This window comes from Verrucomicrobiota bacterium, assembly GCA_037139415.1.
Taxonomy (GTDB): Bacteria; Verrucomicrobiota; Verrucomicrobiia; order Limisphaerales; family Fontisphaeraceae; genus JBAXGN01.
Map to the genome: position 1 here is coordinate 35,436 of JBAXGN010000027.1, position 15,629 is coordinate 51,064.

At 57.3% G+C, this 15,629-nt stretch carries 12 protein-coding genes; 4 read left to right on the top strand and 8 right to left on the bottom strand.

Annotation, left to right across the window (positions count from 1 at the left end; translation table 11 throughout):
* Positions 1–2: 2 nt before the first annotated feature.
* The gene (gene pilM, locus WCO56_06855) at positions 3–1,814 is read right to left on the bottom strand and encodes a type IV pilus assembly protein PilM (GenBank protein ID MEI7729272.1); all 1,812 of its coding nucleotides are present in this window, start codon (positions 1,812–1,814) and stop codon (positions 3–5) included.
* Positions 1,815–2,075: 261 nt separating this feature from the next.
* Between pilM and WCO56_06860 the strand changes: the two genes are divergently transcribed.
* A complete protein-coding gene (locus WCO56_06860) occupies positions 2,076–3,989 on the top strand; it encodes a hypothetical protein (GenBank protein MEI7729273.1) in 1,914 nt (637 codons plus the stop codon).
* A 305-nt stretch (positions 3,990–4,294) separates the two neighbouring features.
* Here WCO56_06860 and WCO56_06865 read toward each other — a convergent pair whose 3' ends face one another.
* The 7 genes from WCO56_06865 to WCO56_06895 all read right to left on the bottom strand — a co-directional run bounded on the left by WCO56_06865 (position 4,295) and on the right by WCO56_06895 (position 11,239).
* The gene (locus WCO56_06865; GenBank protein MEI7729274.1) at positions 4,295–4,558 is read right to left on the bottom strand and encodes a type II toxin-antitoxin system prevent-host-death family antitoxin; all 264 of its coding nucleotides are present in this window, start codon (positions 4,556–4,558) and stop codon (positions 4,295–4,297) included.
* A gap of 100 nt (positions 4,559–4,658) precedes the next feature.
* Positions 4,659–5,666 (bottom strand): ABC transporter permease, encoded by a 1,008-nt coding sequence (locus WCO56_06870; protein ID MEI7729275.1) that lies wholly within the window; start codon positions 5,664–5,666, stop codon positions 4,659–4,661.
* Positions 5,663–7,183, bottom strand: coding sequence for a sugar ABC transporter ATP-binding protein (locus WCO56_06875; protein ID MEI7729276.1), 1,521 nt, complete (start codon positions 7,181–7,183; stop codon positions 5,663–5,665). The genes WCO56_06870 and WCO56_06875 overlap by 4 nt, the downstream gene beginning before the upstream one ends.
* A 24-nt stretch (positions 7,184–7,207) precedes the next feature.
* Positions 7,208–8,167 carry a sugar ABC transporter substrate-binding protein gene (locus tag WCO56_06880; GenBank protein MEI7729277.1) on the bottom strand — a complete coding sequence of 320 codons (960 nt, stop codon included), beginning with the start codon at positions 8,165–8,167 and terminating at the stop codon, positions 7,208–7,210.
* Between the two features lie 35 nt (positions 8,168–8,202).
* Positions 8,203–8,937 carry an RluA family pseudouridine synthase gene (locus WCO56_06885; GenBank protein ID MEI7729278.1) on the bottom strand — a complete coding sequence of 245 codons (735 nt, stop codon included), beginning with the start codon at positions 8,935–8,937 and terminating at the stop codon, positions 8,203–8,205.
* A gap of 5 nt (positions 8,938–8,942) precedes the next feature.
* On the bottom strand, positions 8,943–10,547 hold the full coding sequence (locus WCO56_06890) for a hypothetical protein (GenBank protein ID MEI7729279.1): 1,605 nt from the start codon (positions 10,545–10,547) through the stop codon (positions 8,943–8,945).
* A gap of 113 nt (positions 10,548–10,660) precedes the next feature.
* Positions 10,661–11,239 (bottom strand): malectin, encoded by a 579-nt coding sequence (locus WCO56_06895; GenBank protein ID MEI7729280.1) that lies wholly within the window; start codon positions 11,237–11,239, stop codon positions 10,661–10,663.
* A 144-nt stretch (positions 11,240–11,383) separates the two neighbouring features.
* Here WCO56_06895 and WCO56_06900 point away from each other — a divergent pair, with 144 nt between their 5' ends.
* The 3 genes from WCO56_06900 to WCO56_06910 all read left to right on the top strand — a co-directional run.
* The gene (locus tag WCO56_06900) at positions 11,384–12,463 is read left to right on the top strand and encodes an agmatine deiminase family protein (GenBank protein MEI7729281.1); all 1,080 of its coding nucleotides are present in this window, start codon (positions 11,384–11,386) and stop codon (positions 12,461–12,463) included.
* A gap of 333 nt (positions 12,464–12,796) precedes the next feature.
* Entirely contained in the window at positions 12,797–14,236 is a 1,440-nt protein-coding gene (locus tag WCO56_06905; protein MEI7729282.1) for a sulfatase, read from the top strand.
* 33 nt (positions 14,237–14,269) lie between these two features.
* On the top strand, positions 14,270–15,629 hold a 1,360-nt coding region (locus WCO56_06910; protein MEI7729283.1), incomplete at its 3' end, for a sulfatase.

Here is a 15,629-nt window from a genome sequence, read left to right on the forward strand (position 1 = left end):
GGCTATAAGGTTATGGGGGTTTTCAGTTTCACGACAATCTCAGCGGTAAAGGTTGGCCCTTCGAGATTAATGCTGCCCTTGAATCCGGTGGCGTTGGGTTCATTGGTATCAAACAACCAGGGATGCGATTGCAACTGCTTGAGCAACTCAAAGGCCATGGTGTTGTTACCCTCCGGCTTGATGCTGGTCATGTCAATCGAACGCACTTTCAGCGTCAAATGGGTGATGAGTTGGTCGGAGGCTGCCGCCGTGACCGCCGGATCCACCGCAGCTTGGCCGCGTCGTTTCTTGGTCGGACGCAAATCCCCCGGGTCAGTCGCCACCGCCCCTTCTGCCGCCACTGCCGCCGCCGCTGCTGCATGGTCAGAAGGCAGTTCGGTGGTCAGGGTATCAATCCAAATGCCGGTATCCACTTCCAATTCCTTGCGCGCTTCTTCCTCAGTGGCCATCAGGCACTCGCGCAACACGGGCAAAATTTCATGCCAGATTCGCCGTTCACTAAGCACCACGCGCATGGCGTCCGCGTCGGACATGATTTCCTTCAGGCGCCGCAGCTCGTTTTGGAGGGTCGTTTTGCTAGCCTCCAGCGGCGAACGGGTGGCCTGTAAATCATCAAGCGAACGGCGCTTTTCCTCGACCAGTTTCTGCTGCAAAAAACCGTACGCGAACACCACCAACACCAAGCTGAAAATCGTGGATAAGAAAAACGGTTTCTTTTGGTTGAATTCTTGAAACTTGACCGAAGTCTTTGGCATCAAGTTCAACTCCACCGGGCAATGCGCCAGCGTGCGCAACCCCAAACCAACCAGTTCCCCCATGGAATGCGCCACTTTGGCCAACTCCTCCAAATTCAATCCCGGATCGCGATCCACGTTGCGCAACGGATTGAAATATTCGACCGGAATATTCAGTTTTTCGGCAAAAAACTGGGCCGTAAACGGCATGATGGACGCCCCGCCGGAAAGGAACAAGCGCAACGGGGGCGAACCGGCCTGTTGGCCGCGATAGTTTTGAATCGTCGCGTTCACCTGGATGTGCAAGCGGGTCATGATCTGGCGGGCGATCTTGGAAATCGCCGCCGCCTGCGCATCATCCGGCTCTTCATAAGCGCCACCCAGACTTACAAACCCCTTCTCCGCTTTGATCCGTTCAGCGTCGTCAAAGGAAAGTCTGAATTCCGTCGCAAAATCCTGGGTGATGGTGTTGGCGCCAATATTGATGCTGCGCGAAAAGACTTTTCCTTTCTCGAAGAACAGCAGACTGCTGGTTCTGGCCCCAATGTCCAGCAGCATGGTACAGCCTTCCAGATCCCCGTAATTAAAGCGAAACGCATTGCATAGCGCCGCCGCCGACACTTCCACAAGGTTGAGCCGCAGGCCGGAGCTTTCCGTGCTGCGAAACAATCCCTCAACGACATCCGTTTTAATGGCGACCAGCAACACTTCCAGATCGCCCGAATTGGTAGCCCCCAGAATCTGGTAATCCCACACCACTTCCTCGAGCGGGAACGGGACATTCTGTTGGGCTTCGTATTGAATAATCTGGGTGACCTTGGCTTCGTCCACCGGGGGCAGCTTGACAAACTTGGAAAATACGTGGAAGCCCGGCGCGCAAACATTCACCATTTTGGAGCTGAATGGCTTCTCCCCCAAGACCGCTTGCAGTGCCTTGACCGTGGCGGATTCGCGCGTCGCCTCTTGGGCTCCCTCTTGTCCCAAAGAACGAAAAGCATACTGCTTGAGCCGCAGTCCACCGGACTCGTTCGGCTCAAATTCAGCGACCTTCAGGGTGTTCGCCCCGCAGTCAACCGCCAAAAATGACTTTGCCTTAAGCATTTAACAACATACCACCGGCCGCGCAACGAAACTACTCCATTGGCGACTCAACAAGCGCAATTGCGTTAATTGATATGAGAGTTGGTTACTGAAAAAAAACACCTTGGTCAAACAAAAAACCATAAAAAGTGAAAATACGGTTTTCCCGCATTACCAAAATACGGAAAAATTCTACTGGCATAAGCCCGATAAATGGGCTTTAGTAAGCGCACGTTTGCTAAGATAACATGTAATTCCACTATGAAAACACTACTCATCTTAACCGGTCTGCTGGCCTGTGCCGCTGGCCTGCCTGCTGCCCAAACGCCCGCGCCGGAGAACCTGCTGCCGGAGGACACCATGGCGGTCTTTGCCATACCCGACTATGCCCGCACCGCCCATCACTTCTCCAACGCCCCCCAAGCCGCCCTCTGGCAAGACGCGGCCATGAGGCCCTTTCTGGACCACTTTACCGCCGCGTTCCAAAAAAATGTGACCACCCCATTGGAAAAAGAACTGGGGATCAAGTTTTCAGATTACACCGGCCTGGCCCAAGGGCAGTTCTCCTTGGCGGTCACCCGCGGCACCTGGGTGCCCGGCAAAACCGGCCCGGAATCAGGCGACCCCGGTTTCCTAATGGTCATGGATACCGGCAGTAAGAGCGACCAGCTCAAGAAAATTTTGGCCGATCTGAAGAAGAAGTGGGTGGATTCCGGCAAGCAAATTAAAACCGACAAAATCCGCGATGCCGAATTCGTCACCTTCATCATTGCCGGCGAGGATGTCAAAAATCTGTTTGAAAAAGTGTTTCCCGACCCCAGCGAAGGCTGGGAGTCCACCGACAACAAACCGGCCAAGAAACCTCGCAAGCCAGCCGCAGAGAAGGACAAAGGCAAAGAAAAAGTGGAATTGATCGTCGGCCAATCCGATTCCCTGCTGCTGGTGGGCACCAACGCCAAAGACATTGAGAAGTTGATGATCCGGCAAACCGGGGGTGCCGCGCCGGCCCTCACGGAAAATGCCGCCTTCGGCGCCCCCGACCGCGCCATGCTCCGCAACTCGCTTTTCTTTGGCTGGGTCAACCTGAAAACCCTGATCGAAGCGGGTGCCGCTGCGGCCGATAACCAGCCCAACCGGCGCGGTAAGCCAGACCCCAAAGCGCAGTTGGAAATGATGGGCTTGACCGGATTAAAGTCGTTGGCTTTCAATCTCAAGGATGAGGGTGACGGCGGCCAGATGGTCTGGCACTTGGGCATTCCGGAGGCCGACCGCAAGGGCCTGTTCAAAATCCTGTCCCCTGCTCCCAAGGACTGCAGTCCGCCCGCGTTTATCTCCGCAGACATCGTTAATTTTGTGCGGTATCGCTTGGATTTTCAGAGAATCAAAGAGTTTGTGGATGCCGTGACGCCTCCCCCGCAAGGGCAGGGCCAACCGCAAAACCCCATCGGCGACATGATCAAAGCGATCCTCAACCAACTGGGCGATGACGTAATCTATTACTCGCGCAAAGATGCTGCGGCCACCCTCGAGGGGCTGGGCATGCCGCCGTTTGTCCTGCTGTTGGGTTCCCCCAGTAGTGAGCAACTGGTGTCCAATCTGCAATTCCTCCTGATGCTGGGCAAAGGCAACCGTGGGCAGGTGAAAGAACGCGAATTTTTGGGCCGGAAGGTCTATACAGTACCAGCCCCGGCTCCGCGCAACAAGAACGGCAAGGCGGATGCTCCGGCGGGCGACGGTTTCAGCCTGAGCAGCAGCAAGGAATACCTCGCGTTGGGCAACAACAACGCCATGTTCGAAGAATTCCTGCGCGGCCCCGGTGACCGCAAAGCCTGGCGGGAAAACCCGCGCCTGGCGGAAGCGGCGCAAAAAGTCGGCGGCATGAATTCCGGCCTGTTTGGTTTCGAAAACCAGAAGGAAAGCATGAAGATGCTCTTTGGCACCCTGACCAAAAATCCGAAAGCCATCGAAGATGCCGTAAGTAATTCGCCCATTGGCGGGCGATTGGGCATGCAGGACGACAGCAAGAAGTTCAAGGAATGGCTGGATCTTTCCTTGCTGCCGGATTTCTCCAAAGTGGAGAAATATTTCGACCTGAGCGTTTATGCGTTCAGTTCCACGCCGGAGGGCATGGCCATTAAATTCTACGCCCCAGTGCCGCCCGGACTGCGGAAGTAACTGGCGAGGTTCCAATCTCCGTGCCCTCTGTGTGCTTCAGCGCCAGAGCGGCACGCGGCATTTACTGGCGGCTTCCCGAAGCGGGCCGTCCTTGCAGCCCAAAGTAATTCCAATGAGCTTTCAAGATGAGACTAAGGCGCGCAGGATTTTGAGCGGCTGGCGAGACGCGAGCGAGGCGCATACCCGCAGCGGTCTGTAACGAGCGAGCAACGAAGCCAGCAGCTCAAAAGACCAGCGAATTAGTCTCATCTTGATAGCGATTTGGAATAAGCTTGCGGCGAAGCGCCAGCTCAAGGTAGGCAGCGTCATAGACGCCCTTCCTCGGTGGCCGAGCGAACTTCCGCATCAGACAGTTTTGTTCTTCCCTTGGCCCGGGTGCGGATCAATTCTTGCAGTGCTTGGAGGCCAGCCACCGTCTTGCGAATATCTTCCAGGCTTTGCCCTCCTTCTGGGATCATCCGGGCAACCGTTTTTTCATAACGGGTAATGACGACCGCCTCACCTTTGGCAACGCGATTCAACAACTCACCAAAGCGAGTCTTGGCCTCAGATGCGGTTACAGTTGACATACGTAATTTCTAATTAACCAGACAACGACTAGGCTAACGTCTAACATGCATGGATATCCCGTGCAACCATTGCTTATGACTCGCCCGTGGCTTCGTGGCTTCAACTTTTCCCGGCGCCTTTGCCCAAGCGCTGCCGGTATTGGTCCAGGATCACTGCCGCCACGATCACCACCCCGGTGATCAGCCGTTTTGTTTCATCCTTCACCCCCACCGATGCCAAGCCGTTATTGAGCACAGCAATGATCAGCACCCCGAAAAAGGTCCGCACCACCGACCCGCGTCCGCCCATCAGGCTGGTGCCACCAATCACCGCCGCCGCAATGGCCTGCAGCTCAAAACCTGCTCCGGCATTCGGATTGGCGGATTGGAATCGCGACGTGTCAATGATCGCTGCCACGGCCACCAGAACGCCGCTGATCAGGAAGACGGCCAATTTGACCGGGCGAGGGTCAATGCCCGATAACCGCACCGCTTCTTCGTTGGTCCCGATGGCAATCATGTAGCGCCCAAAGACGGTCCGCGACAACACCAACTGCCCCGCGATGACAATGGCCGTCGCCAGCAGGAACGGCAGGGATAGCCCCAGGACATGCGTTCCGGCGATGCCTTCAATGGCCGACCCGATGTATTGTGTTTGCGAATGCGTGACCAGGTGAGCCCCGCCCCGCGCGATCTCCAGCATGCCCAAGGTAACAATAAACGATGGCAGGCCCCAGCGGATGGACACCAGCCCGTTGAATGCGCCGCAAGCCAGCCCGGTCCCCAGGGCAGCGAGAATGGCCGCGCCCAACGGCCAGTTATATTGTTTCATGCACACGCCCAACACCGCGCCGCTGAAACCGAGCACGGAACCGATGGATAAATCCACCCCGGCAATGATCAACACGAAGGTCGTCCCGGTGGCCATGATAATCGCGGCGGGTATTTGGTTCGCGATGGTCTGAAAAGTGGTCGCGCTGAAAAAATGTTGGGCCTGAAGACTGAATACCAGAATCAGCGCCCCCAGAGCCAGTAACATGCCCAGATAATCCGCCATCACCCGCCGCAAATCGGCGGCGCGCGACGGGCGCGTGGGCGTGGGTGCCATAGTGGAAAGCTTCTCGTTCATAGTCGTTGTTTGTCCAGATGACCGCTCAGGGCGGCGGCCATGATCTTGTCCTGCGTCCATTCGCCGCGCGTGAAACCGGCGGCAATTTTTCCGGCGGACATGACCAGCAACCGGTCGCACAAGGCCAGCAATTCCTTGAGATCAGACGATACCACGATCACCGCCTTGCCGTTGCGGGCCAATTCAATCAGCAGTTGGTATATTTCAAACCGGGCTCCCACATCAATACCCCGGGTGGGCTCGTCGAAAATCAGAATATCGCAGTTGCGGAACAGCCATTTTCCAATGATCACCTTTTGCTGGTTGCCGCCGCTCAATTCGACAATGCGCTGTTCCACGGAATGACAGCGCACCCGCAGTTTTTCACTCCACTCCACGGCTGCGCCATGTTCGCGGCTGGGCTCAATCCAGCATCGCAGCCGGCTGACGAGGTCCAGCGCCGTGATGCTGAGATTGGCGCGGATGGGCAACGGCAGAAATGCCCCCTGCTCTTTGCGATCCTCCGTGAGCAGCGCGATACCCTGCCGCACGGCATCCTGGGGTGACCGGATGCGGGCGGGTGTATCAGAACCATGCAAAAATATTTCCCCCGCATCCGCTTGGTCAGCGCCAAAAATAAGGCGCATGGTTTCGGTGCGTCCCGCACCCATCAAGCCGGCAAAGCCCAGGATTTCCCCTTGGCGCGCTTCAAAGGAAACCTCCCGCACTTTGTTGCCGCGACACAGCCCCTGGACTCGCAACGCCACGGGACCGGGTTTTGACTCAGCCGGTTGAATAACCTCCCCCAATTCGCGTCCCACCATGAGACGCACCAGCTCATCCAGCGAAACAGCGCCGGTCTGGTGCGTGCCCACCATCCGGCCATCGCGCAGCACCGTGATGCGGTCGGCGATCAGCCGCAGTTCCTCCAGGCGATGGGAGATATAAATGATGCCGGCTCCTTGCGCCTTCAAACGATTGATCTGCGCGAACAGCCGCTCCACTTCCGGGTCCGTCAACGCCGCCGTCGGCTCGTCCAGGATCAACACCTCGCAGCGCCGGGAAATCCCGGCGGCAATCTCCACCAACTGCTGCTGGCCGATGCCCAACCGCCCGACCGGCTCGCCGGGGTCCACGTGGGAAAGGCCAACCGTCTGCAACAATTCAGCAGTCCGGGAATTCATCCGGCCATAATCAATCCACCCGAACCGGTTGGGCATCTCCTCCAAAAAAATATTCTCGGCGACCGTCAGCGTGCCCACCAGGTTCAACTCCTGCATGACCATGCGCACCCCCTGCTGCTCGGCCTCATGACGGCTGCGCGGCGCATGCGGCCGCCCGTTTACCTGCATGGTTCCGGCATCCGGTTGGGTCAGCCCGGCAAGGATGCGGGCCAGCGTGCTTTTGCCCGCCCCGTTCTCGCCGATCAACGCATGCACCTCGCCCCGGCGCAGCGCGAAATTCACCCCCGTCAACACCGGCGTGGCATAGGCCTTTTCAATACCGGTAACGTGGAGCAATGCCGGAGATTCGGGCATTCGGGTTGGCGCAGTGATGGCGGGTTACTTCTTCAGCGGTTCCAGCGTGACCAAATCCACCGGCGTCTCGCGATCCTGCGGCGCGCCTTTGGTCTTGATCATGTCCAACGCGTATTGAATGCCGAAGACCGCAAGTTGATCCGCGTGCTGATCGGCAGTCGCCAGAATTTTTCCTTCCTTCAACAATTGCTGCACGGCGGAAATATTGTCATAGCCGATCACCAGCACTTTATCCAGCTTGTTGGCCGAGCGCAGCGCCGCCACCGCGCCCAGCGCCATGCTGTCATTGGCGCACAGGATGGCTTTGATGTCCGGATGCTCCGTGATCACCGCCGCCGCAATTGCATTGGCTTTGTCCGTTTCCCAAAAGCCGGATTGCGAACTCACGATGTTCACCTTGGCCGCTTTCATGGCATCTTCCAATCCCTGCTTGCGCGTGACGGCATTATACGCGCTCGGCATGCCTTCGATGATGGCCACCTTGTCCCCGGCCTGCAGCCGCTTGGCCAAATAATCGCCCACCTGCCGGGCGCCCTTGCGGTTATCCGGCCCCACAAATGGCACCTTCACGCCCTTATCCGCCAGCACCCCGGGGTCCAGCTTGTTATCAATGTTCACCACCGGGATGCCGGCGGCCTGCGCTTTCTGGCAGGTCATCACCAGCGCCTTGGAATCCGCCGGCGCAATCACGATGGCATCCACGCGCTGGGCAATCATCTGCTCCACAATGTCAATCTGACGGGCCACATCCATGTCATCCTTGATGCCGTTGGCAATCAGCTCGTATTCCGCGTCGTGCTGTTTCTGATGCGCCCGCGCGCCGTTTTCCATCGTCATGAAAAACTCGTTGGAAAGAGATTTCATGATCAGGGCAATCCGTGGTTTGGCAGGGCCCTTCGATTGAGAGCATCCGAAAGTCAGGCAGCCGAGACCGGCTGCCGCCGCGAGCAGAAACAGAAAGCGTCCAGTGGAAATGTTTTTCATATTCTTGAAGAATTGTGCCTGGAATCGCGCCAAACTCAAGCCGGAATATTTCCCGACTCAAATCCATATTGCCGCAAAAACTCCGCCGCTGGCGCTTCAATGCGCACCAAACGTCGCGTGAACGGATTGGTGAACATCAACTCCACCGCCCGCAATCCCAATGGCACGGCAGATGATCCGGCCCCGTAAATCGGGTCGCCCACCACCGGCAGCCCGCCACTCATCAAATGCACGCGGATTTGGTGCGTGCGACCAGTCACCGGGCGGGCCTCAACCAAAGCAGTGGGGGCCGAACCGGGTTTCGCTTGCAACACCCGGAAATGCGTCTCCGCCGATTTACCGCCCGCATCAATTTTCATGCGCCCTACTTCAGCGGGATCCGGCGCCAGCGCCTGACGGCAGATCCACTCCGCCTCGCGCGGGACGCCGCACACCACGGCAAGATAACGCTTCTCCATGCGCCGCGATTCAAACATATCGCTAAACGTTTCCAGCGCCCCTTGGCTCTTGGCAAACAAGAGGATGCCGGTCGTATCCGCGTCGAGCCGGTGAATGTGACGGAGGAATTTCAGGTTGCGGGAGCGTGCCCAGAAATGCCCGGCCGCGATGGAGGAAGCAATCGCGGCCTGCAAATTGCGGTTCGTGCGCTGCCAGGTGAACGGCACCAGCATCCAGCCGCGCGGTTTATCCACCGCCATTACGGCGCGATCCTCGTAAAGAATCGGCAGACGATCCGTACGGCTTAATTCAATGAAAGGTGGTTTGGCCATATAATTTAACGTGAGCGTTGCGGCACTTGAAACACCATCACCGGGCATTGGTTGGCCTCGGTCTGGGAGGCAAACAGTTCGTTGTCCAGATTGCGGAAGCCCGCCGCGCGTGACAACTCCGTCACCAGCGGATTCTGCCGCAAAACAAGATAGAGTTTCGCCCCGGATTTCCTGATGGATTCCACAGTGGGCCGGACCTCATCGCCATACCACGGCTGGCCGAGAAAGAACGCGGTGTAGAGGCCCGTCCGCCCGCCGGGCAGCGTCGCGGCTCCCGCGAGTGGAACCACGAATTGATGCTGGCGCAGTCGTATCGCCAAATCTTGGGCGCACCGACTGGCGGTATCTTTATTCGGCAACTGATAAACGCCCCACGCCAGCGCCGGTAGCAGGAAAGCCAGTGCCACCGCCACCATCCCAAGCTGCTGGCTGACGCGTCCGGTGCTGCGAACTTCGAGCCAAGCCACGGTCTCCACCGCCATCACCATCAGGAGGGGAAACACCACAAACATGAACCGCAACTCGCGCACCTCCAGATAACCGGGCAACAACGCCAACATCAGGGCGGCCAGCGGCATCACCGCCCACCACCAGCGCTGCCGCCAAAATGCGTCATCCCGGTCCGGACGGGCGCACCGCACAACACACACCACCAGCAACACCGGCCAGAGCAGACAAATCCCTGTCAGCATCAACTGGAGTTTCCCGAAGTTCACCGCTGACAATTTGATCTGATGCCACAAATAACTCCCGCTGTCCCACGGTGCCCAATAGGCGTAGTTCATTCGGGACGGTTCTTCCCAGGCCGTGATTCGGTTGGCTTCCGGCACATGAAACTGGCGCACAAAGGGATGATACCGCTCCTGATCCACCGGCCCCGCCACCGCGTGCGCAATCGCGGCGGTCGTGGAAAAGACCGGCTTATTATAATGAACACTGAGCGCGCCAATCCACGGCGTAGCCAGCAGCAGAAAAACACCCATGATCAGGCTGCACTGTTTCACGATGCCGGGCCAATCCTTCCGCGCGCGCCACCGCCAGACCACACCATAAGCCGGAATGGTAAGCAGGGCCAGCGGCAGAGCGATGGCCTTGGTATAATAGGCCATCCCCCAACACACCCCGGCGACAACTATGAAAAAACTGGAAGCATGGTAAACGTCGCGTTTCACCGCCTGTATCTGCCCGGCCAGCGCCAGTGCAACCCAACCGGCCAGCAGCAAATCCGGAGTGATGTTGGCCACCGACCACGGGATACTCACCGCCGCCGCCAGCCATATTCCCAACTTCAACCAGCGCGGCGGCAGCTCCAGACTGTGAAACAGCGCCAGACAACCCCACCAGAAAATCATCGCCGACCCGGCCATCACCACCCGGACGGCCACCAGCTTGGCCAGCCCCAGTGATAACAGCGGCGCGATCAGCCAACTGAGCAACGGTCCCCAATAGCCGGTGAGCGCCAGTTCATTTTGGCCGGCGAGGTAATACCCGGCAATGCGCAGATAGGCGATGGCATCGGTGTTCAGTGCCTGCCGCATCCACCAACCCGCCACCGCCAGTCCACCCGCCTGCAATAGCGCGGCTGCCAGTATGGTCCGCCACAAGTTCATCGGTGCGTTAACTGAAACAATAGGAAAACCAGAATGCGATCATGGCCTAGTCAAAGATGGACGGCCACTCCCTCAGCCGGGAGTCCAAAACGCATGTCCGGTGTGTAACCGGATCAGCGGGCCTGGACCTCAATGGCATTGATCAACGGATTCTGGACCCCCGCCGTGAAGAGGATGTCCAACTTGCCATCCGTAATGGTCACCGGCACGGTTTCCACAAACGCGGTCTTGGCTGCACCCGCTCGGGCCACGATATCCAGATCCTTGATCTCCACCCCGGCCACCTTCAGGCCGAATACACGTTGCCCCTTTTCAGTGATGCGCGCGTAGGTCTCGGCGAAGTGTAGTTTCACCGTGTACGTTCCATTCGGCACCGGTAGCGTGAAGGCAGTCATTCCGTAATGTTCCGTCCGGTATAGGTCTGGCAACTTGGTGCCGGCAATTTCAATAGTGCCACGGTCGGCGATCTTGCCGCCAGTAAAGCCCTGGTCGGGCAGCCAGATGCTGCCATCGGGGGCAACATAAGGCTTCTCCGCTCCGGCATTGATGCGGATGGGTTGGAACGCCGGCGTCTTTTGTCCGGCAAAGGGGCACTTGCACGCCGTCATCCCCAACAAACCGGCCAGCAACGCGCCCGCCAGCAGAGCAGAGGACAAACGTTTACTTGAAGTGATGCGGGTTGATACATTCATTTGATTCGATTTCATATCGGCCAAATTGCGCTACTCCTGCCAACCCGTCAAGATGGAAAAATCGCGCGCCAGAGTGGTATGGCTGGCCGCAACCATTCCGGGTTAGACAATCGCGGAAAAATCGCTATGCTCAGACGCATTATTATGGCAACGAAAACGATTATCATTGAACCGACGCCCGCTCGCTTGGGTTTCTCCATGCCGGCGGAATGGGACCAACACGAAGCCACTTGGCTCGGCTGGCCACATGAAAAAACCGATTGGCCCGGCAAGCTCGACGCCATTTACTGGGTCTATGGCGAAATGATCCGCAAGATTGGCGCGGGTGAGAAGGTTCGTTTGTGCGTCAACTCCAAGGCGGATGAAGCGCGGGCGCGCCGGATCATCAAGCTCTCCGGCGGCGATTTCAAGCGCGTGGATTTCATCCCCTATCCGACCAACCGTGGCTGGATGCGCGACAGCGGCCCCATTCATGTTCGCAAAGCGGCGAACGGCGAAAAAGCCATTGTCCATTTTCATTTCAATGCCTGGGCGAAATATGACAACTGGCAGAAAGACCGGCGCGTGCCGGAGATGGCTGCCAAGCGCCAGCGCCGCCCGCTATTCAATGCCGAATATGACGGCAAGGATTTCGTGCTCGAAGGCGGCGGCATTGACGTCAACGGGCGCGGCACCGTGCTGACCACCGAAGAGTGTTATCTGGACCCCAAGGTGCAGGTGCGCAATCCCGGTCTGGGTCGCAAGGAGATTGACGAAACCCTGAAGAAATACCTGGGCGTGACCAATGTCTGCTGGCTCGTCGCCGGCCCGGTGGGTGATGATACCCACGGTCACATTGATGATATTTGCCGTTTTGTGAACCCCAAGACCGTGGTGCTTATCAAGGAGACCAACCGGAAGGACATCAATTACCACCCGCTCTCCGAGAATTGGGACCGCATCCAGGATTTGCGGTTGGAGGACGGCTCCAAGCCGGAAGTGGTGCCCCTGCCCATGCCCGCGCCGCTCTACTTCGACGGCTACCGGTTGCCCGCCAGTTACGCAAATTTCTACATCAGCAACGCGGCTGTAATCGTACCCACATTCAACGATCCAAATGATCGCATCGCGTTAGGCACCCTGGGCGAACTGTTTAAAGACCGTCCGGTCATTGGCATTCACGCGGTGGACTTGGTGCTGGGCTTTGGCACCCTGCATTGCCTGACGCAACAGGAACCCGCATAACCCGGTATCCAGTATTAGGGGCGCGGTGACGTTGGGGCATCCTCTCTGGCACCGCGTTGGCCACCCTCTCCTTGCCCACCACGGTCGCCGCCACCTTGACCACGACCGCCGCCTTTGCCTTTTTTCTGACCGCCCTGGCCGGATGGGCGATTCTTGGCGCGAGGATCCGGTTGCCGTGGGAACCCGTCTATGATGGTTCCAAAGGGTTCTTACGCGTACTAGTTTTATCCTAGTTTTGGACCGGGATAAACAATCAACCCCAGTGTCCAAGGCGATCCCAAAATGTTAAATCTGCCGCTTGAATCTAACCCGGGCATCCGCTATCAATAACCCATGAAAACGACATCCAATCTCTGGCTGGCTTGCATTATCGCTTTGCCATGGAATATGCTGGCCGCAACCCAGCCAGCCATGAAACCCAATGTACTTTTCATTGCGGTGGATGATTTGAACCATTGGGTGGGTTATCTGGGACGCAATCGGCAGACGATGACGCCCAATATAGACCGCCTCGCGGCAAGGGGGACTTGGTTCACCCGCAGCTACTGTGCCGCCCCGGTTTGCAACCCCTCCCGTGCCGCACTCATGTCTGGTCTGCGGCCCGGCACCACCGGCGTCTATGACAACGGGGAAAATTTTCAACCGGTCATCCCGGTGGATATCACACTCACTACCCAATTCCGCAAGGCCGGTTACCATGTTTGCGGCGCGGGAAAAATTTACCATGCCAGCGTGTATCGCCCTGGAGAATGGGATGATTGGCTGAAAGGCGGCAAAGGTGGCGAGCGAGAAGAAGACGGTTCACCGCAGGCGGCTGTTCTCGCCGGAAAGCTCCCCATCACCCCCATGAATTGTCGCGACGAGGATATGCCGGATTACCGGTTTGTGGACTACGCCATTGCGCAGTTAAAACAGAAACATGACCGTCCATTTTTCATCGCCTGTGGGCTGACTAAACCCCATCTTCCCTGGAGCGTGCCCAAAAAATATTACGAGAAATTTCCGCTCGAAACCATCGAACTGCCGCCGTACAAGGAAGACGACCTGGATGATTTGCCACCGATTGCCTTGCAGCTGGCCCTGCGTTCAGGCGATCACGAGGCCATTCTCAAACAAGGCGGCACCAACACTTGGAAACAGGCCATCCGTGCTTATCTTGCCACCATCAATTTCTGTGATGCCATGGTGGGGCGATTGCTGGATGCTTATGAAAAATCGCCCGAGCGCGACAATACCATTCTTTGTTTCTGGAGCGACCACGGGTGGCACTTGGGTGAAAAACAGCATTGGCGTAAATTTGCGTTATGGGAGGAAACCACCCGGTCCCCCCACATCTGGGTCGTACCCGGCTTGACCAAACCCAACAGCCGTTGCGATCGTACCGTGGATTACATGAGCATGTACCCGACCTTGATGGATCTCTGTGGACTGCCAACGCCCGCGCATGTTCAAGGCCGCAGTATTCGCTCGCTGCTGGCGGATGCGCAGGCGCCTTGGGAACAACCGGCCATTACCACTTACAAGCAAAACAACCATACTGTCCGCAGCGAATCCTGGCGGTACACCCATTACTCTGATGGCGGCGAAGAACTCTATAACGAGACTAGCGATCCGTACGAATGGACCAATCTGGCGCGCAAAGGTGCAGAATATAACCCCGTTAAAACCGAGTTGGGAAAATTTCTACCATCCGACAACAAACCGCCGGCAAAAGAGGAAAAGCAAACCGGCGAAAATAACCGTAAAAACCGAAAGAATAAAAAAGCTGAATAACCGGCCGATCCACCATCAACCAGCAACTGACTTATGAACCCAACCAATACCGTTTTACGCTTGAGCCTTGGCCTTTTGGTGTTACTTGCCCTTTCGGGCAGCCAAGCCCGGGCGGCCGCCAAACCCAACCTCCTCTTCATTTTCTCGGACGATCACTCCGTCCAGAGTATTGGGGCATACCGGAGCTGGTTATCCGGGTTTGTCCGCGAACAAAAAATCACGCCGAACATTGATCGGCTGGCGGATCAGGGCGTGATCTTCGAGCAGAGTTTTTGCGGCAACTCCATTTGTTCACCCAGCCGCGCCACGGTGCTTTCGGGCGTGCATACGCACATTAGTGGGGTCACCCATTTGGGTGGCAGCATTCGTGAAGGGGTATGGACGTTTCCTCCGGCCATGCAAGCCGCAGGTTACCAAACGGCGATCTTCGGCAAGTGGCATTTGGGCAATGATCCCCTCGGATTCGATGTCTGGCGCATTTTACCCGGCCAGGGCACCTACTGGCAGCCGGCCTTCAAGGGGGCGAATGATTTCAAGGAATCCGTCGAGGGTTATGCCACCGATGTCATTACTGGAAAATCCCTGGCTTGGTTGAAGGGGCGTGATAAATCCAAACCATTCCTGCTGATGTGTCATCACAAGGCGCCACATCGTCCCTGGTCGCCGCCGGACCGGTATTATCACTTGCTTGACGGCGTAAAGGTTCCAGAACCTGCTTCACTGTTTGATGATTATTCCGGCCGCACCTCATCTGCGAAAAATCAGAAAATGGAAATCGGCCGGGACATGACCCTGCCCAGCGATCTCAAAGTGCTGGCCTCGGGCAAGCGCCCAGGGGGAATTCCCGCCGGGCCGGCGGCGGAATGGGAAAAAGCCTATGGCCCGCGCAACGAGGCATTCCAAAAAGCGAATCTCGAAGGGCGCGAATTAACCCGGTGGAAATATCAGGAGTACATGAAGGACTATCTGCGCTGTGTAAAGGGCGTAGACGACAGTGTGGGGCAGTTGCTCGAGTACCTGAAGCAGGAGGGATTGGAGGAAAACACCGTGGTAATTTACGCCTCCGACCAAAGTTTCTTCAACGGCGAACACGGCTGGTTCGACAAACGCTGGATTTATGAGGAATCGCTGCGCATGCCGCTCATCATCCGCTGGCCGGGGGTCGTTAAACCCGGCTTGCGGGTTCCGCAAATGGTGCAAAATATTGATTATGCGCCGACCTTTGTGGAAATCGCTGGCGGTGTAGTGCCAGCCGGCCTGCACGGGCGCTCGCTCCTGCCGTTGTTACGCGGTGAAGTCCCGGCCGATTGGCGACACAGCATTTATTACCACTATTATGATCCCGGCCACAGCGTGCAAAAACATTACGGCCGGCGCACGGAGCGCTATACCC

What these genes read in the sequence shown, in the direction of transcription:
- WCO56_06900 (MEI7729281.1), top strand. Translation starts at nt 11,384, where the DNA reads ATGGCAACGAAAACGATTATCATTGAACCGACGCCCGCTCGCTTGGGT.
- WCO56_06895 (MEI7729280.1), bottom strand. Translation starts at nt 11,239, where the DNA reads ATGAATGTATCAACCCGCATCACTTCAAGTAAACGTTTGTCCTCTGCT.
- WCO56_06860 (MEI7729273.1), top strand. Translation starts at nt 2,076, where the DNA reads ATGAAAACACTACTCATCTTAACCGGTCTGCTGGCCTGTGCCGCTGGC.
- WCO56_06865 (MEI7729274.1), bottom strand. Translation starts at nt 4,558, where the DNA reads ATGTCAACTGTAACCGCATCTGAGGCCAAGACTCGCTTTGGTGAGTTG.
- WCO56_06875 (MEI7729276.1), bottom strand. Translation starts at nt 7,183, where the DNA reads ATGCCCGAATCTCCGGCATTGCTCCACGTTACCGGTATTGAAAAGGCC.
- WCO56_06905 (MEI7729282.1), top strand. Translation starts at nt 12,797, where the DNA reads ATGAAAACGACATCCAATCTCTGGCTGGCTTGCATTATCGCTTTGCCA.
- WCO56_06880 (MEI7729277.1), bottom strand. Translation starts at nt 8,167, where the DNA reads ATGAAAAACATTTCCACTGGACGCTTTCTGTTTCTGCTCGCGGCGGCA.
- WCO56_06885 (MEI7729278.1), bottom strand. Translation starts at nt 8,937, where the DNA reads ATGGCCAAACCACCTTTCATTGAATTAAGCCGTACGGATCGTCTGCCG.
- WCO56_06890 (MEI7729279.1), bottom strand. Translation starts at nt 10,547, where the DNA reads ATGAACTTGTGGCGGACCATACTGGCAGCCGCGCTATTGCAGGCGGGT.
- WCO56_06870 (MEI7729275.1), bottom strand. Translation starts at nt 5,666, where the DNA reads ATGAACGAGAAGCTTTCCACTATGGCACCCACGCCCACGCGCCCGTCG.